The sequence below is a fragment of the Candidatus Mycobacterium methanotrophicum genome (assembly GCF_023515995.1).
In the GTDB taxonomy this organism is placed as follows: domain Bacteria; phylum Actinomycetota; class Actinomycetes; order Mycobacteriales; family Mycobacteriaceae; genus Mycobacterium; species Mycobacterium methanotrophicum.
Window position 1 is genome coordinate 4,468,256 of sequence record NZ_CP097320.1, and the last position, 17,433, is coordinate 4,485,688.

14 protein-coding genes and 3 pseudogenes are annotated in these 17,433 nt (G+C 67.1%); 7 read left to right on the plus strand and 10 right to left on the minus strand.

Annotated features, from left to right (window positions below; genetic code table 11):
• Positions 1–12: 12 nt before the first annotated feature.
• The 6 genes and pseudogenes from M5I08_RS23330 to M5I08_RS23355 all read left to right on the plus strand — a co-directional run bounded on the left by M5I08_RS23330 (position 13) and on the right by M5I08_RS23355 (position 5,711).
• On the plus strand, positions 13–783 hold the full coding sequence (locus M5I08_RS23330) for a class I SAM-dependent methyltransferase (RefSeq protein ID WP_219066100.1): 771 nt from the start codon (positions 13–15) through the stop codon (positions 781–783).
• Positions 784–825: 42 nt separating this feature from the next.
• Positions 826–955: pseudogene (locus M5I08_RS23335) on the plus strand (aldehyde dehydrogenase family protein); the annotation flags it as partial.
• Between the two features lie 336 nt (positions 956–1,291).
• A complete protein-coding gene (locus tag M5I08_RS23340) occupies positions 1,292–2,299 on the plus strand; it encodes an MIP/aquaporin family protein (protein WP_249762987.1) in 1,008 nt (335 codons plus the stop codon).
• A 169-nt stretch (positions 2,300–2,468) separates the two neighbouring features.
• Positions 2,469–3,362, plus strand: a complete 894-nt coding sequence (locus tag M5I08_RS23345; RefSeq protein WP_219066102.1) for an alpha/beta hydrolase — start codon at positions 2,469–2,471, stop codon at positions 3,360–3,362.
• Between the two features lie 9 nt (positions 3,363–3,371).
• Positions 3,372–4,496, plus strand: coding sequence for an acyl-CoA dehydrogenase family protein (locus tag M5I08_RS23350; RefSeq protein ID WP_219066103.1), 1,125 nt, complete (start codon positions 3,372–3,374; stop codon positions 4,494–4,496).
• A gap of 54 nt (positions 4,497–4,550) precedes the next feature.
• The gene (locus M5I08_RS23355; RefSeq protein ID WP_219066104.1) at positions 4,551–5,711 is read left to right on the plus strand and encodes an acyl-CoA dehydrogenase family protein; all 1,161 of its coding nucleotides are present in this window, start codon (positions 4,551–4,553) and stop codon (positions 5,709–5,711) included.
• Positions 5,712–5,793: 82 nt separating this feature from the next.
• Here M5I08_RS23355 and M5I08_RS23360 read toward each other — a convergent pair whose 3' ends face one another.
• Together M5I08_RS23360 and M5I08_RS23365 are read right to left on the minus strand one after the other, a co-directional pair.
• A complete protein-coding gene (locus tag M5I08_RS23360) occupies positions 5,794–6,324 on the minus strand; it encodes a hypothetical protein (protein ID WP_370328536.1) in 531 nt (176 codons plus the stop codon).
• 96 nt (positions 6,325–6,420) lie between these two features.
• Complete coding sequence (locus tag M5I08_RS23365; protein WP_219066106.1) at positions 6,421–7,407, minus strand: MaoC family dehydratase; 987 nt, start codon at positions 7,405–7,407, stop codon at positions 6,421–6,423.
• 29 nt (positions 7,408–7,436) lie between these two features.
• Between M5I08_RS23365 and M5I08_RS23370 the strand changes: the two genes are divergently transcribed.
• Positions 7,437–8,588 (plus strand): acyl-CoA dehydrogenase family protein, encoded by a 1,152-nt coding sequence (locus tag M5I08_RS23370; protein ID WP_219066107.1) that lies wholly within the window; start codon positions 7,437–7,439, stop codon positions 8,586–8,588.
• 128 nt (positions 8,589–8,716) lie between these two features.
• On the opposite strand, the gene M5I08_RS23375 is transcribed toward M5I08_RS23370, so the two are convergent.
• The 8 genes and pseudogenes from M5I08_RS23375 to M5I08_RS23410 all read right to left on the minus strand — a co-directional run bounded on the left by M5I08_RS23375 (position 8,717) and on the right by M5I08_RS23410 (position 17,220).
• The gene (locus tag M5I08_RS23375) at positions 8,717–9,427 is read right to left on the minus strand and encodes a YcnI family protein (protein WP_219066108.1); all 711 of its coding nucleotides are present in this window, start codon (positions 9,425–9,427) and stop codon (positions 8,717–8,719) included.
• Between the two features lie 239 nt (positions 9,428–9,666).
• Positions 9,667–10,451 (minus strand): annotated as a pseudogene (locus M5I08_RS23380) (IS110 family transposase); the annotation flags it as partial.
• 76 nt (positions 10,452–10,527) lie between these two features.
• Positions 10,528–10,725, minus strand: a complete 198-nt coding sequence (locus tag M5I08_RS23385; RefSeq protein WP_219068122.1) for a hypothetical protein — start codon at positions 10,723–10,725, stop codon at positions 10,528–10,530.
• A pseudogene (locus M5I08_RS23390) lies at positions 10,722–11,082 on the minus strand (AMP-binding enzyme); the annotation flags it as partial. The gene M5I08_RS23385 and the pseudogene M5I08_RS23390, both read right to left, overlap by 4 nt.
• A 100-nt stretch (positions 11,083–11,182) precedes the next feature.
• Entirely contained in the window at positions 11,183–12,466 is a 1,284-nt protein-coding gene (locus tag M5I08_RS23395; RefSeq protein ID WP_219068123.1) for a calcium:cation antiporter family protein, read from the minus strand.
• A gap of 268 nt (positions 12,467–12,734) precedes the next feature.
• Positions 12,735–14,567: a phosphoenolpyruvate carboxykinase (GTP) gene (locus tag M5I08_RS23400; RefSeq protein ID WP_219068124.1), complete on the minus strand. Its 1,833-nt coding sequence runs from the start codon at positions 14,565–14,567 to the stop codon at positions 12,735–12,737.
• Positions 14,568–14,701: 134 nt separating this feature from the next.
• Positions 14,702–16,264 carry a hypothetical protein gene (locus M5I08_RS23405; RefSeq protein ID WP_370328537.1) on the minus strand — a complete coding sequence of 521 codons (1,563 nt, stop codon included), beginning with the start codon at positions 16,262–16,264 and terminating at the stop codon, positions 14,702–14,704.
• Complete coding sequence (locus M5I08_RS23410) at positions 16,243–17,220, minus strand: hypothetical protein (RefSeq protein ID WP_219068125.1); 978 nt, start codon at positions 17,218–17,220, stop codon at positions 16,243–16,245. Before M5I08_RS23410 ends, M5I08_RS23405 begins: the two co-directional genes overlap by 22 nt.
• Positions 17,221–17,433 lie beyond the last annotated feature (213 nt).

Genomic DNA, 17,433 nt, shown 5'->3' on the forward strand with positions numbered 1-17,433 from the left:
TAGGGTGGGCCGGTGGCCGTGACTGACCTGTTCGCGCGGCGAGCGACCCTGCGGAGGTCGGTGCGCCTGCTGTCAGAGTTTCGCTACGAGCAGCGGGATCCGGCCCGCTTCTACGGGACGCTGGCCACCGACACCGCGGGCATGGTCAGCGACCTGTGGCAGGGCATCCACCGTGAACGCCCGGTGGCTCGCAGCCTGCTCGACGTCGGAGGCGGGCCCGGATACTTCGCGACCGCCTTTACCGATGCCGGGCTTCGGTACATCGGCGTGGAGCCAGATCCGAGTGAAATGCACGCCGGCGGGCGCATTTTGGCGCGCGAAGCGGGGACATTCGTGCGCGCCTCGGGCCTGGCATTGCCCTTCGCCGACAACAGCGTGGACATCTGCCTGTCGTCCAATGTCGCCGAGCACGTACCCCAACCCTGGCAGCTGGGCGGCGAAATGCTGCGAGTGACGCGGCCGGGCGGGCTGGTCGTGCTGTCCTACACGGTCTGGCTGGGACCATTCGGCGGGCATGAAACGGGGCTGGCGCACTATCTCGGCGGCGCCCGGGCCGCTGCGCGTTATGCCCGCAAGCACGGCCACCCGGCCAAAAACAACTACGGCTCGTCGTTGTTCGCGGTATCGGTGGCCGACGGTTTGAATTGGGCGGCCAGCACCGGCGCGCTGGTCTGCGCGTTCCCCCGCTACCACCCCAGATGGGCGTGGTGGCTGACCTCGGTGCCGGTGCTGAGGGAGTTCCTGGTGAGCAACCTCGTGCTGGTTCTGCAGCCGCAATACTGAAACATGTTCTCGTTTTGCTTCGGCTTGGGCAGGGCGGCGCCCATGAGCAACGCGGTAACGGAGTACGACAAGCTTTTCATCGGCGGTAGGTGGGCGGCGCCGTCGACCTCCGAGGTGATCGAGGCGCACTGCCCTGCCACCGGCGAATACGTCGGCAAGGTGCCGCCCGAGACGACGGCCGTTCGGCCGGGATTGCCCGACAACGCCATCTCGAGAAGCGACGAAATGCTCGAGCTCGGACCTCCTGTAGCGCCATCGCATTACAAATCTCGCTAAGACTGTCATGCCCGCCCGTAGTTTAGATCACTCGACTACGTCCAGACCCACACCGTGGATCGCTCCGGCCGAACCGGGATGGCGACCAGGTTTACCCACCGACCGGCGTGGTTACTCGCAGCCGAGCCGTCCGGGCGCTTTCCAACCGGCTGATGGCGGGCGGTCGCGACAGCTACCTGGGTCGCCCATGGGCGGCGCGGGCCATACAACGACGATCTGGATGAGGAGCGTCTTGGGTACCACATCGGTGATCAACCAGAAAGCAACAGCAACTAGGCCTGCTGCCACCGCGTTCACCCGGCTGCGCGCCGGGCTTCCCGGCGCGATGCTGGCCGAGTTCTTCGGCACCTTCGTGCTGATGCTGCTCGGACTGGGCGCCGGCGCACTGAACGTCGTGGGCCTGCCCAGCTCAGGCAGGCAAACCGTGGCGTTCGGCCCGGCGAATTGGCTGATCCTCGTGTTCGGCTGGGCCTTCGCCGTCATGCTGGCTGTCTACCTGGCCGGCGGGATCAGTGGCGCGCATCTCAACCCCGCGATCACGCTGGCTTTCGCGATCGCCCGAAAGTTCGGCTGGAGAAATGTCGTCCCCTATTGCCTGGCCCAGCTCGTTGGAGCGTTCAGCGCGGCCGCGGTGGTCTACACCGTTTACCTGTCCGCAATCGACGAGTTCAACGCGGCCAATCACCTCACCCGGCCGGACTCGCTGGACACGTTCTCGATCTTCGCGACCTATCCCGCCTCATACTTTCACGGCGGTTACCTCGGGCCGTTCGTTGACCAGCTGGTAGGGACAGCGATCCTGGCCGCGTTGATCGCGGCGCTGATCGACCACCGCAACCAGGCGCCGGCCGGCAACATGGCGCCGCTGACCATCGGCTTCGTCATCGCGGTGATCATGTGCTCGTACGGCACCAACGCCGGCGCCGCGCTCAACCCCGCCCGCGACCTCGGTCCGCGACTGTTCGCCTATCTGGCGGGCTGGGGCAAGCTGGCGCTATCCGGGAACTACGGGCAGACAACCCAGTACTGGTGGATCCCGATCGTCGGGCCACTGGTCGGAGCGGTGATCGGGATCGGCCTGTACGACTTCTTCATCGGCCACGTGCTGGGCGCGCGCGCCACCATGCTGTTGACTCCCGAACCGGGCCTGGCGCCGCTGCCGACTACCGATGCCGCGTCGGGGGTTGCGGGGCCCGTCACCGCCGAGGAAAGCGCCGAGGGTCGGGATCGCGCGGCCTGATCTCAGGTTCCGGACCAGCTCGCCTTTGGTGGGAGCGGGGTCCGCCACATATCGTGTCCGATCGGTCTGCGGTCCGGCCCGCGGGTCCATGCCCCGAGCCAGCAGATTCGCGGCGCCGCAAAACCACCGCGAGGACGCCGCGGGTTGACCCGGTCGGCATACTGGACCGATGCCGAGCACCGATTTTCACCCCGATCTGCAGAAAGTCGCTCGCCTCGCGCCACGCGCCCTGGTCGGGCCGCACAGTCTGCGCGCGGTTCGGGCGCTGAGCGGGCTGCGACGCGGCAAGACCCCGGACGGCGTCGAGGTGCTCACCCTTGGCTCCGGTGTCGGTGTGCGGCTGCACCGGGCGACCAGCGTCAGCCAACGCAGCGCCGCGCTGCTGTGGATCCACGGCGGCGGCTATGTGCTGGGCAGCGCGCGACAAGACGACGCGCTGTGCCAGCGCTTCACCCGTGAGTTGGGCGTCACCGTCGCGGCGGTGGACTATCGGCTGGCGCCCGAGCATCCCTACCCCGCACCGCTGGAGGACTGCTATTCGGCGCTTACCTGGCTGGCCGGACTCCCCGCGGTGGACCCGGCGCGGGTGGCAGTCGGCGGGGCCAGCGCCGGCGGCGGGCTGGCGGCAGCGCTGGCGCTGCTGGCCCGCGACCGCGGCGAGATCACCCCGGTGCTGCAGCTGCTGGCTTACCCGATGCTCGACGACCGCGGCGCAGCCGGGCCGAAGAACCCGAACTACCGACTGTGGAGCCCGAAAAGCAATCGCTTCGGCTGGACGGCCTACCTCGGCGCCGCCGACCCGCAGGTCGCCGTTCCGGCGCGCCGCGACGACCTGAGCGGGCTGGCTCCGGCGTGGATCGGCGTCGGCACCCACGACCTGTTCCATGACGAGGATCTGGCCTACGCCGAGCGCCTCACCGCGGCCGGGGTGGCGTGCGACGTCGAGGTGGTCCCCGGAGCCTTCCACGCTTTCGACCTGGTGGTCCCGAAAGCTGCGGTATCCCAGGCGTTTTTCGCCAGCCAGTGCGCGAGTCTGCGAACCGCGCTTGCCCTGAAGAGCTGATCGGCCGCTATGCGCGCCAGCGCACCGTTCTCGGTAACCGACGAGCAGCGAGCGCTGCGCAGCGCGGTCGCCGACGTGATGGCGCGACACTGCGGCGAAGCGCAGGTGCGAGCATTGATGGCCACCGGCACCGGTCTTGACCGCCAGATGTGGCACGAATTGGCGGCCATGGGTTTAACCGGCCTGCTGATCGCCGAGGAGTACGGCGGTGCCGGTGCGGGCCCGGTGGAGATGGGCATCGCGATGGAAGAGATGGGCCGCGCGTTGTCGGTCGGCCCGTTTTTGTCGACGGCGGTGCTGGTGCCCAGCCTGCTGGCCGAAGCCGGCGACGCAGCCGAATGCGCCGCGGTGCTGCCGCGGATCGCGGCGGGTGACCTGATCGCCACCGTCGCCTTCACCGAGGACGACTCCGCTCGGTTGCCCGCCACGATCGCCGCCTCCGCGGGTGCCATCGGTGACGCCTGGCACGTTACCGGCTACAAGCATTTCGTTGTCGACGGGCAAGCGGCGGAGCTGTTCTACGTGCTGGCCGGAACTGACTCGGGCCCAGCCGTTTTCGCCGTCGACGCCGGTGCTGCCGGCCTGGATGTGACGCCACTGACGACGGTGGACCCGACCCGTAAGCTGTGCCGTCTGCAATTCGTCGACACCCCGGCGCGGCTGGTCGGCCGGCTGGGTGCCGGTGTCGAGGTATTCACCGCGGCGCTGGACCGCTCAGCCGTGGCACTGGCCAGCGAGCAGGCCGGTGCTGCGCGACGCGTTGTCGAGATGGCCACCGAGTACGCCAAGACCCGCTACCAGTTCGGCCGCGCGATCGGCAGCTTCCAAGCGGTCAAGCACATGTGCGCCGACATGCTGCTGGAGGCCGAGTCGGCGGTGTCGGCGGCGCGCTTCATCGCCGGATCATTCGCCGAGCAGGCGCCCTCGCATATCGCCGATCTTGCTCTGGCGCAGGCGTTCTGCTCCGACGCGTTCGTCTTCGTCGCGGCGACCAACATCCAGGTCCACGGCGGCATCGGGTTCACCTGGGAGCACCCGGCGCACCTGTATTTGCGGCGTGCCCGCAGCGATGCGCAGTTGCTGGGCAGCCCGTCGTGGCACCGGGAGCGCTACCTGCGGCAGATCGGAGCCTGAGCCTTGACCCGCGCCGGCGACGATGCAGAGCGAAGCGATGAGGAGGAGTGGCGCTTGAACGACGACGAACTGCGCGATGAGGTTCGAAAATGGCTGGCCGCCAACTGGAATCCCGCAATCGATCGCGCCAGCTGGGCCCAGCGCGTCGTTGACGCCGGGTGGGCGGTGCCCAGCTGGGAACCCGAGTGGTACGGCCGCGGCTTGTCGGAGGCCCGATCGCGGCTCGTTGCTGCCGAATTCGCGGCAGCAGGTGCGCCGGGCTGCGGTCACGACCGGGCGAACCTGTTCGCCTGCACCCTGCACGACGTCGGAACCGAGGAGCAGAAGCGACGGCTGATTCCGCCGTCGATACGCGGCGAAAGCAAGTGGTGCCTGCTCTACAGCGAGCCCAGTGCGGGATCAGACCTGGCCGGCCTGCGCACCAAAGCGGAGCGCCGCGGTGACCAGTGGGTGATCAACGGGCAGAAGGTGTGGACGTCGTTCGCCAAAACCGCCGACTACGGCATGCTGGTGGCCCGGACCGACTGGGATGTCCCCAAGCACCAGGGCATCAGCTTCTTCATGTTGCCGATGCGTCAGCCCGGCGTCGAGATCCGGCCGATCCACCAGATCACCGGCGAATCAGAGTTCAACGAGGTCTTCATCCAAGATGCCCGCATCCCCGCCGAGAACTTGGTCGGAGAGCTGAACGCCGGATGGTCGGTGCTGCAGATCGCGTTGGGCTACGAGCGACGGTTCATGGGCGATCTGGCCCGCACCGCCAAGGATGGTCGGCGGCCCCGTCCGGCAAACGCGAGCCTGTTAATCGAATTGGCACGCGATGCCGGCAAGCTGGACGACCCCTACATACGTCAGCAGATCGCCCGAGTCGATGCGCTGGCGACCGTCAACCGCTGGAACACTCAACGGTCGAAGGCTGCGGCCGATCACGGCGAGGCCGCCGCGCTGACGGCGCTCGGGAAGATCGCCATGTCACGCATCCTGCACGAGACCGCTCGTGTTGAAACTGAAATCGTCGGCGCCGAAGCGATGTTGGCCGGACCCGAAAACCCTGTCGGTGACGCGGTGACCTTCCGGACGATGAACGCCTACTTCACCTCGATCGGTGGTGGGACCGATCAAATTCAACGCAATATCATCGGTGAACGCGTGCTGGGACTGCCGAAAGAGCCTGAGCCGCACCGCAACACACCGTTCCGCGATTTGCCGCGTTGATTCGGTGAATGTTTCCGCCGAGCGTGCGTATTTGTACACGCTTTGCGGCGTGTCGATGTGCAAACACGCACGCTCGGCCATTTCATTCCGCCGCATAAGTTATTTGGCCGTCGACGATTGTCGCGGCGACCATGCCGGCATCGAGCTCGGCCAGCGCCGCTTCGGGCGGCAGGCTCAGCACGCAGAGGTCTCCGGGCTCTCCCGGTTGGAGGGTACGCGCCCGGGTGGGATGGGCCGGGTATCCGAAGAACATGCTCAAAGCTGTTCGCGCCGAGATGCATTCATCGGTGCCCAGCACCGCGCCGCTCGGCGCGAGCCGCTCGAGATCCAGGTCGTCGTCGTGCAGGATGCGTTTGCCGGGGGCCAGGCAGTGCACCTGTTGGCGCAGCTCGCCGCGCCGACGCAGTTCGGTTGACCGCACGATGTCGCCCGCCCCCAGCTCCGGTGTGGCATCGGTGATTCCGGTGACCCCATAGCCGCTCAGCCGAGCACTCAGCTCGGCCAGCTCGGTTTGGCCACGGCTCAGCGCGTCCGACCAGGAGTCGGTGCTGCGCAACCGGCCGTCGGGATGCCCCGCCAGACCAACGCGAACCAGACCCGCGGAGTTGAGCATCCACAGCACCCCGCTTCGGTGCTGCACGCCAGCCCGCTGTCGGCCCAGTCCGCCGCCGCGTTCATTTCACTATTGTGCGCGCCGGCTGTTAGCGGGTTAGAACTGCAGCGCGGTGAAACGCCAGTCCAGCACCTGCCGGGGCGCGTCGCCTGAGTCGCTCACGGCGTACACCAGCGACCGCAGTCCCAGCACTCCGCCGTTGTCGGTGGGCTCGGCGGAATCGACGTGTAGCTCGCTGCAGAGGGTGTCGCCCTCATACACCGGTGCGGTGTGGTCGCAGGACTGCCAGCCCAGCACCGTGGCCAGATTGGGCAACAGCCGACTTGCCTGCGCCAACGCCAGCCCGATGGTGTGCCCGCCGTAGACCAACCGTCGCCCGCTAATACGCGAATCGTGGTGAACTGAGGCAATATTCAGAGTCAGGCGGGCCAATTCGGATGCGCCGGTGACCACATCGGCACTCCCTCGCAGCGCCGTGCCGGCCAGGTCGGCATCGAAGTGCGGTCCGGGAATCCGCTCGCGGAACACCTCGCCGTCCCACTCGTCGACGGCCGACGGCGGCGGGGCCAGATCGGCGCCGACTTTCGACAGGTCGTCGGCGTGATCCGCGGCGTTGGGGCCGGCATCCGGGCTCAGCGGCAACATCGCGCAGCGGTAGAAGTCCAGGATCAACCGATCAACCTGGTCGATGGTGGTCATCCGCAATGCCACCAACCCGGTGGGCGCCCGGTCCGGCTTGGCCGAGTTCTTCTTCAAGCCCACCACTTCGGTGCGGGTGAACAGGGTGTCGCCGATAGCCGGGAACCGGTAGAACACCAACCCGCGATAGAACAGGTTGGCCTTCACATGCGCAGTCACCGGGGTCGATTGGCCGATCGCGACGTCGCACACCAGGCCGGGATGAGCGATTTGCCCGGCGGACCCGGTGACCGCCGCCGACAGCTCGGCGTCCAGCGGTAATCGCAACCGATCGCCGAGAATGCTCTGGTGCACGGCGGCCATCCCGTGGGTCAGCGTCATCGAGGGCGCGCCGGCGAACACCTGGCCGGACTGCAGTTCGTCGAAGTACGGGCCGCCGGTCATCGGGTTCCTCGCCGTGTCAGCATTGCGGAATGGGGCTGAACGACGACGAGGCGATGCTGGTCGAGACGGTGCGTCAGTTTGTCGACAAAGAGGTCAAGCCGACGGTCCGCGAGATAGAGCATGCCAACGAGTATCCCGAAGCGTGGATCGAGCAGATGAAGCGCATCGGCATCTACGGGCTGGCCATCGGTGAGGAGTACGGCGGCGCACCGGTGTCGATGCCGTGCTACGTGCTGGTGACCCAGGAGTTGGCGCGTGGCTGGATGAGCCTGGCCGGCGCGATGGGCGGGCACACCGTCGTCGCGAAGCTACTGGCCTTGTTCGGGACCGAGCAGCAGAAGCAGCAGTACCTGCCGGCGATGGCCAGCGGCGAGCTGCGGGCCGCGACGGCGCTCACCGAGCCGGGCGGCGGCAGCGATCTGCAAAACATGTCGACCGCCGCGCTACCCGACGGGCCAGACCACTTGGTGGTCAACGGGTCGAAGACCTGGATCAGCAATGCCCGGCGCTCAGGGTTGATCGCGCTGTTGTGCAAGACCGATCCGGCCGCCACGCCGCGGCACAAGGGCATCTCGGTGCTGCTGGTGCAGCACGGGCCGGGGTTGACGGTGTCGCGGGATCTGCCCAGGTTGGGCTACAAGGGCGTGGAGAGCTGTGAGCTGTCGTTCGACGGCTACCGGGTGGCGGCGTCGGCGATTCTCGGCGGCGAAGCGGGCAAGGGCTTTTCGCAGATGATGAAAGGCCTTGAGACCGGGCGCATTCAGGTCGCAGCACGCGCGCTCGGGGTCGCGACCGCGGCGCTGGAGGCCGCGCTGGCCTACGCCCAGCAGCGGGAGAGTTTCGGCCAGCCGATCTGGAAGCACCAGTCGGTCGGCAACTACCTGGCCGACATGGCGACCAAACTCACCGCCGCCCGCCAGCTCACCCGGTATGCCGCCGAGCGCTACGAGCGCGGCGAACGCGCCGACATGGAAGCAGGCATGGCCAAGCTGTTCGCCTCGGAGGTCGCGATGGAGATCGCCCTGAACGCGGTGCGCATCCACGGCGGCTACGGCTACTCGACCGAATACGACGTCGAGCGCTACTTCCGCGACGCCCCGCTGATGATTGTTGGCGAGGGCACCAACGAGATCCAGCGCAACGTCATCGCCGCACAACTGGTTTCCCGGGGCGGAATTTAACTTTAGAGCATGCAGCCAATCCGCCGGCCGCGTTCACGTCGGACCGTACCGGCACAGCAAACGGCACGCTAACCCGAGAACCGGTGGCGCCCGAGGTAATTCAGCATTACCTCGGGCTTACCAGCTGTTTATTCTTGCGGAGCAACAACGGTGTTCTTGTTTTTGCGGCGCAACAGCACGAGGCTTGCGCACCCGATCAACAGCGCCGCAGACGCGACAGCGAGCGCGACGATGGCGGGCCACAGTGGCGTGTTGTTCTGGACTGTTTCCGTGGTGGTGAAGATATCCAGGTCGGTGGCTCCCGAGCCCAGCTTTAGCACCGGAGCCGGGTGCCCAGGCTGAGGCGGACCGGCGAACGGGTCGTCATTCCAGTTCACCTTGCGTCCGTCACTGTACGTTTGTTCGGCAGGCAGCGGCAGCGCATTCCGGTTCGGCAGGGGGCCGGCGTACAGGAGGAACTGGCCGAACTGTTTGGGCGGGATCGCCGCCTGCGGGTTGTCGGCAATCCAATGCACTTCCGACACAAAATTGTTGTGCACCGTGCCGTTGTTGTCCGTTTGCGGCGACGGAAGGGGCTTCTCGGTGAGGATCGCTGTCCAGCCGGGCATGGACGCGGTGTCCACCACATATATGGGCGTGTCCTGGGGAAGGAACACCCGCAATTCGACGACAGCGTTGGAATCCGACTCGTTGGGGACGCTAAATGTCAGGACTCCGTAACCACCCTGCCGAGCGTTGGTGCCGGAGACCTTGACATGCGCCAGCGCGGGCGATGCGAAAACAAGCGCGGCCAAAGCGGCCACCACAGCGAGCAAGGCGGCGCGTGCCGGACTTCTCATATACTCACGTCCTTTGTCGACTGGGCTTGGTCGGTAGTTCACCCGACGGTTGGGGTTGACGTCCGAAGTCCGGTGCAAATCAGGTAACGATTCCGGCTTCGGTGGGTGATGCTACCGCAGTGGACGCTGACAGTTCGATAACCCGCGTTCCTACGAAAATTGAGGTGACCGCAGCTGGTGAACACAGGCGTCGGTAACCGGCCACGTGGTCAGTGACGGCTGGTCGGTTTTATGTTTGTCTATGCCGCGTCGGGTTCCTCGAGGATGACGCGGTAGCCGAGTGCTTCGCGTTGTCGGACGGCGTTGGCTTTGATGTGTTCGGGCCGGCGTCGGGTGTAGTAGTCGGGTCCGGGGTCACGGTAGAACTTGCCGCCGGCCAGCATGTGCCACGCCGCGGTGACCATGGCGTGCTCGACGGCGACGATCGTTTTCATCGGTGCACGCCGTGCGGTGATACGGCGGAATTTCGCGCCGAAGAACGCGGTGTTGGCCGGTCGGGCCGCAGCCGATGCGGCGATATTGCCTCCTCGATACGGGCCTCCGCCCTCGCCAATGCCAGGGTGTGCTGATCGATCAGGTCCAGGTGCATCCGGATCAGGAACCCGTGATGCTCGGTGAACCGGCCGCCCAGCGCCTCGGTCAGCTCGGGGATCTTGCGGCGTAGTTTCCGTTTGGCGAGGTCGGCCATCGCCTCGGGGTCGCGGCAACCGCCGATCAACGCCTCTAGCATCGCCCGCCCCGATACTGCGGTGATGTCGCTGGGCGCCGACGACAGTTTGATCCCGGCGCTTTCCAGGACTTTCTCGATCTTCTGCACTAACCGGCCCCGTTCACGGGCCAGGGCGGTGCGGGCACGGGTCAGATCCCGCAACTCACGGATCGGCGGCGGCGGGACGAACGACCCGCGAACCAGCCCGTGTGCGGCGGGGTCTGCCAGCCACGCCGCGTCGCTGACGTCGGTCTTGCGTCCCGGCCGGTTACGGGCCTCATGGGGATTGACCAGCATCACCGGCAACGCGTCCTCGAGCGCGCATCGTCATCAGATCCGCGTCAGGTTGCCCCTGCCGGCATGGCGGACCGCGATCTCGCCGGCTCGCTTTTCACGGCACGCGCGCCCGAGCCGGGTGGTCAGCGCGTCGAGGAGCAGCGCGGGGCTGCAGCGGATCGGCGATCTCGAGGATCTGCGCGGGGCCGCGTTCGAGTGACCCGACGGCCGCCACCAGGGCGGCGAATGGTGCAACCGTCCTGTCCAGGACGTCGGGAACCGGCTCCGACACGTCGACGATGCGTAGCGTCACACCGAATACTTCTTGACCAGTTCGTTTTTGTACAACTTGCCGGTATCGGTTCTCGGCAGCTGTGCTTCGAACGAGATCGACCGTGGACATTTGTAGTGCGCCAACCGGTCTCGCAGCCAGGCGAGCAGGTCGTCGGCGAACTGGTCGGTGGCGTCCGCCGGGTCGACGGTCTGCACCGCCGCCGAAGATGCTCATCTGACGGCGACGGTCGGTCAGGTACAGGTAGCCGTCCTCGTCGAGGTAACCGACGTCGCCGACGGTGGTCCAGCCGTGCTGATCCCGCGACGCCGCGGTCTTTTCCGCGTCGTTGAGGTATTCGAAGTCGTAGCCGCCGGCGAAATAGATTTCACCGGCCCGCGCCCCCGTGACCGGAAGTGTGCTCGCGAATCTGCATGCGCGGACTGTACCGCCGTCAAACTTGACAGGTGTCAACGGCCTGATCAGTCGGTGCCGAACGTCATGGCACGGGCACCGGTTCGGCCTGTCGCTGCGGGTGTCCGCCGTGGCGCTCGGCGCGACCGGCGAACGGCGCCAACAACGTCGGCGCCAGCGCGCGGCGATTGACTATCAGCGCAATGACAGCCACCGCCGCGTAGGCGGCGCTGAGCACAACCCGGCCCTCGGTCGAGGCGATCGGGAATTGCACGACGAATAGGCCGAGCAATGCCCAGGCGGCCCAGCGGCGGAATCGAAGCCCGAGTATCAGCGCGACGCCCATCAACGTCTGCGCCGCGGTGAGGACCATCTCTTCGATTTGGCGGCCGTCCAGTGGAATCGAGGAGCCGCCTCCGCCGAGCACGAACGCCACCGGCAACGACCCGACCAGCAAGCTCCATTGGTTGACCTTCGACGAGATCAGCGTCGCGATCGCGAACGCGCCCTTGCCTCGGGCCGCGAAGATGGTGGCGATGATGAATTCCGGCGCCTCCGAGGACAGCGGCGCCAGCCACTGCACCAGCAGGAAGCGATCGACGCCCAGCTGCGTGCCGGCGTCGATCAGGCTCTCAGCGAAGGGCTTTGCGCACGTCACAATCACCGATGCGGCCAGGACGAACAGCGTGCACACCGCGATGCGACGGGCTCGGTCCGGGAGTGCTCCCAGCGCGGCGGCGGTGCCGACCAGCCCGGGTTCCTCGACCTCGCCGCGGCTCAGTTTGTACAGGTAAAAACCGAACCAGCCCAACAAAACTACGCCGAGGGCAATGTGGATGCGGCCGGTCGCGGGGACGACGAAGGCGACCACGCCGGCAATCATCAGGAAGCCGATCTCCAGCCGGTTGCTGACGTCAAGATCCAGTGCGCCGGCTTTGCGGCCGGTAGACCGGCGCGCCACCAGCATGCTGATCAAAACGACCACCGGCCACCCAAGACCCATCAGCAGCCGATTCGAGCCCGTCATGTTCGCGGCGGCGTACTGTGCGTAGGAGGGCACATGGCCCGCGGTGTAGGCGTAGTACAGGTCGACCGCGTACTCCGGCAGAACCGCGATGACCCCCAGCACCGCGACCGCCAGACCACCCGAGACATCGATCTGGGCAGCTTCTGCGGCCCACGCCAGCACGAAACTGGCCGCTACGACGGCGGCTCCGTAGGTGATCAGGCCCAGGATCGGAGTCGGGTGGATGCCGACGAACCGCAGCACCAGCGCCGGGCAGATGACGACGGCGACGATCGCGAGCGGGCGAAACAACGGCCGCGACGACACCGCATCCAGGACGGCGTCCGGCGCCGTGTCGGTCATCCTGACCCCTTCAGTCGCCCGATTGTCAAGACCGGAGGCTGATTTCATCCCCGGTCGGAAAACTACCCGGTTGAGCGAGATCCAGCAACATAGTCTGTCTGCGAAAAGAGGGCCGTCAATAGATCGAATCCGCTGGTCAGGCCCGGGTGAACCCAGGTTTCGGCCACCCGTGTTTGATAATTCGGCTAACCCGACGACGCCGAGTCAGACGCATAGGCCCCCGCGCGCACGGCGCGTCGGGGGCTTATGCGTCTTTTCGCGTTTCGCGCTACTCAGCCAGTCGCTGCTTGAGCGCGTCGAACTCGTCCTTGACGCCGGTCGGGAGCTTCTCGCCGACGAACTCGAACCACTCCTCGATCAGCGGCAGTTCCTCGCGCCATTCGCCCGCATCGACCACGAGCGACTTATCCACGTCGGCGGGATCGACATCCAGCCCGTCCAAGTCCATATCGTCGGCGGACGGGACGATTCCGATCGGGGTGTCCCGGCCGCCGGCCCGGTTCTCGATGCGATCGACGATCCACTTCAGCACCCGACTGTTCTCACCGAAGCCCGGCCACAGGAAATTGCCGCCCTCGCCGCGGCGGAACCAGTTGACGAAGAACACCTTCGGCAGCTTCGACTCGGCCGAGTCTTTGGCGTGCTCGCCCAGGTCGAGCCAGTGCTGGAAGTAGTCGCCGACGTGATAACCGATGAACGGCCGCATCGCCATCGGGTCGCGGCGGATAGCGCCGACCTTGCCTTCGGCGGCGGCGGTCTGCTCGCTGGCCATGGTGGCGCCGGTGAACACGCCGTGCCGCCAGTCGCGGGCCTGCGTCACCAGCGGCACCGTGGTCTTGCGGCGGGCGCCGAACAGGATGGCCGAGATCGGCACGCCTTGCGGGTCGTCCCACTCTGGCGCCAGCGTGGGGCACTGCGACATCGGCGTGCAGTACCGCGAATTCGGGTGGGCTGCAGGGCTTTCCGTCTTCCCGGCGTACCAGTCGTTGCCCTTCCAGTCGGTCAGGTGCTGCGGGTCGCCTTCCAGGCCTTCCCACCACACGTCGTCGTCGTCGGTGAGGGCGACGTTGGTGAAGACGGTGTTGCCCTTGGCGATCGTGTGCATCGCGTTCGGGTTGGACTTCCAGTTAGTGCCCGGCGCCACCCCGAAGAAACCGGACTCGGGGTTGACCGCGTAGAGCCGACCGTCCTTGCCGAACCGCATCCAGGCGATGTCGTCGCCGAGCGTTTCGGCCCGCCAGCCAGGAATGGTCGGCTGCAGCATCGCCAGGTTCGTTTTGCCGCACGCCGACGGGAATGCCGCCGCGAAGTAGTAGGCCTTGTTCTCGGGGGAAATCAGCTTAAGGATCAGCATGTGCTCGGCCATCCAACCCTCGTCGCGAGCCATCGCCGACGCGATTCGCAGCGAATAGCACTTCTTGCCGAGCAGCGCGTTGCCGCCGTAACCCGAACCGTAGCTCCAGATTTCGCGGGTTTCCGGGAAGTGTGTGATGTATTTGGTGTCGCTGCACGGCCACGGGACGTCTTTTTGGCCCTCCGCCAGCGGGGCGCCGACGGAGTGCAATGCCTTGACGAAGAACCTGCCGTCGCCGAGCTTGTCCAGCGCGGCCTTGCCCATGCGGGTCATCGTGCGCATCGACACGACGACGTATTCCGAGTCGGTGATCTCCACGCCCAGCTTGGGGTCGTCGGCGCCGAGCGGGCCCATGCAAAACGGCACCACCCACATGGTGCGGCCCCGCATGCAACCGCGGTACAGATCGGTCAGGGTCGAGCGCATCTGGCTCGGGTCCATCCAGTTGTTGGTCGGGCCGGCGTCGATCTCGCGCTCGGAACAGATGAAGGTCCGAGATTCCACCCGCGCCACGTCAGACGGGTCGGACAGCGCCAGGTAGGAGTTGGGCTGCTTCTCGGGGTTCAGCGGCGTGAAGGTGCCTGTTTCCACCAGCTGCTCACAGAGCCGTCGCCACTCCTCCTCGGAGCCGTCAGCGAAGACCACCCGATCCGGCTGGGTGAGCTCGGCGACCTCCTCGACCCAGGACAGCAAGCCCTGATGGTTCGTCGGCGCGGTATCCAGACCGGGAACGGTCGCTGACGTCATCGAAATCTCCTGCACTCGCCGTGTCCGTGTTGCGCGGCCAATTTTCGGCGCCCTCAACACAGGTTATCGCGAGGTGTATACCCAGAAAGGCTTGGGAGTGTATCGGCCAACTCGCAGGAACGATTCAGAACACGTTATCTGCGGTGTTCGCCGACGGGTTTTCGTCGATTTCGATCGGTACTGCCCTCAGCCGTGGCAGGCGCGTCCTCGGATCGCGGCTCGGCTGGTTCGCCGAGCTCGGCTCGGATCGCCGCGAGCGCGCCCTGCAGCGTCGGCATCTCCCGGCCCCGCACCGCCGCGGCACGGGCCGCGACGACGGCGTGCTCGCGCAGCTCGGTGTCGATGACGCCGACCTGCTCGGCAACCCGCGCATTCTCGACCTCGTCTTGCTCGCCCAGGGCCGCGGTCAGCGCCGACTCGGCTGCGAGCACCCGAGTCGCGACCAGCTGCTCGAGTGCGGACCTCAGCTGGGTGGCCGCCTCGCCGGCCCAGCGGTCGAGCAGCGCGCGCTCCCGCAGCAGTCCCCGGATTCCGACCACCCAGACGGTAAGCGCAAGCCCGATCGCCGCACATGCGACGGCTCCGGCGACGGTGAGCCCGGGAGCCAGGCCGGCCAGCAGCCGGCTGAGCGTCAACGCCACACCTAACCCGAAACCGGCCCCCACCAGCATCATCAGCCGGGTCTCCAGCCGCCGCGACTTCAGCTGCGGCGCCGGTATCTCGATCGTCGGGAGCGCGGTGGCTGCCGGCGGGTCCACGGTCAGGCCCAGGCTTTGCTCGACGTCGGCCAAATGCGTGGTGACGCCCTCGTCCACCTCGGCAACCACCTTGCCGATCCGGCCGCGGGCATCCGCCTCGAACGCCGGCAGCTGGCGCCGGGCCACGCTCCCGGCGTCCTCCTGCAACTCGGAGCGCACCGAGGCACAGCGGTTGCGGGCGAAGTAGGACAGCTGAACGCGGGCCTGCTGGGTCTGGCTGCGCAGCGCGATCGTGCGCTCGGACTTGGCCAGCCGTCGCTGCCGCAGGATGTCGCTGCGCTGCTCACGTAATGCCTCGACCCGTGCTCGCCGACCGGCGCCGTCTGCGTCGCGAACGTAGCGGTCGGCGAGCGTCCGCAATCGGGCTTCCCACGCTCGCAACCTGTTTCGTCGTGAAAGGTCGGGGTCGGCGAGCTGCTTACGTACCGCCGTGACGAGGTCGTCGACGCGGGGCTTACCGCTCTCGGGCAGGGCAGCCGCGCCTACCAGGGGCACGTCACGGTAGCGCGGCGCGTGCGCCGCCAGCACCTCACGATTGGCGGCCAGCACATCACGCCAGCCGCGATGCACGTCGACCTTCGACACCACGCCGATCACCGCGTCGGTGTCGGCGGTCGCGGCGTCGAGCAGCATGCAGTCGGATTCGGTCAACGTGGCCACCGCGGAAACGACGAACACCACCACCGTCGGCGCCTCGCCGGCCGCCAGGTCGGTCGACTCGATGAACGTGTGCTTGGGCAGTCGTTTGGTCAGCGCTGCGACCACGCTGCTAACTCCGCCCAGCCAGGGCCCGGTGACCAGGACCGCGTCGCGGCGCACAGCGATCGGCGCACTTAGCCGCGGCCCGATCGCCGCTACCAGTGCGTCGACTGCGTCTTCTTCGGTGACCGCGTCGTCACCTGTGTGGTCGGCCACGCTCAACTCCCGGCCTTTGACCATAGCCGCAGCGAACCCCGGACGATGTCGGCGCCGCAGGCGCGGTGCAACCGCGCCACCGGCCCGCGGCTGTAGCGCTGCCAGCTCACCGCGCGACGCAGATACGCCGCGGCGCTGTCGCAACGGTCGACCTTGACGCCGGCCGCCTCGACGACGTCCACGGCGGCCGCCATCCGGGCCACCACCGTGTCGTCGCGGCACAGGAACTCGCCGACTCGTCGGTCGGTGACGGCCAGCGTCTGCAAAGCGGCGACGGCGTCCAGCACGCGCTGGTAGCGCACCGGCGCGCCGATCGACTCGATGCTGTCGACGACGTCGTCAATGCAGCTCAGTTGCCGTAATACGGCCCGAGTCTGGTCGCGGGTGGCGCCGCGCCGGATCGCGGCCACGGCCTGCTCGACGCCGAACACGTCCAGGGTGTCGAGGAGCCTGGCCGCCACCGGCCCGGTTCGGCTGGCCAGCGCCTGCAGCGCCGCCCACATCGTGTCGTCCACCAGATCGTCGAGGGCGGCGACCGCCAGCAATCCCACCACCGGTTCGATCCGCAGACCGGTACGCGCAGAAAGGCGTGTGCAGCGCACTCTCGCCGCGTTGGTCGGCCCGTCGGGGTGGCGGCCCGGCTGGGTGGTGGCGATCAGGTCGGCCTTGTTCAGCACCGCCAAGAGCGGCCGAGCCGACGCCGCGATCGCCGCGCGATCCTCGGGTTTGACCACTTCGGCGACGACATAGACCGCCACGTCGGCGCGCGGTGATGTCGTCATGGTGATCGTTTCCCGCCAGTCCGCGGCGCGAGCCAAGGCGCGCACGACAGTGTTGCGGCCTACGCCGCGCCGTCCCGATACTGCCACTCGCAGCGGTGCGGCGAGCGGAGTGGCGATCGCAGCACAGCGCGAGTCACCGGCCTCGGCGGCGAATCGCTCCAGCTCATCGAGGAAAACCTGGTAGCCGTGTCCGATCATGTGTTTCCCCTGTTAAGCCGATACCCCTGTCGGTCATGCGCTGGCACCGCCCGAAGGCGGCAGGCCCACGTCTGCCGCTGAATGGTGACACCTGCGGCATGGTGACACCTGCGGCGCGCAGACGCGAGCCACCCGCTACCAGTCGAAGGCAACTGTTGGGTATCAATCTGGGCCACGGGCGGCAACATCATCGATTAATGGGTAACGATGAAT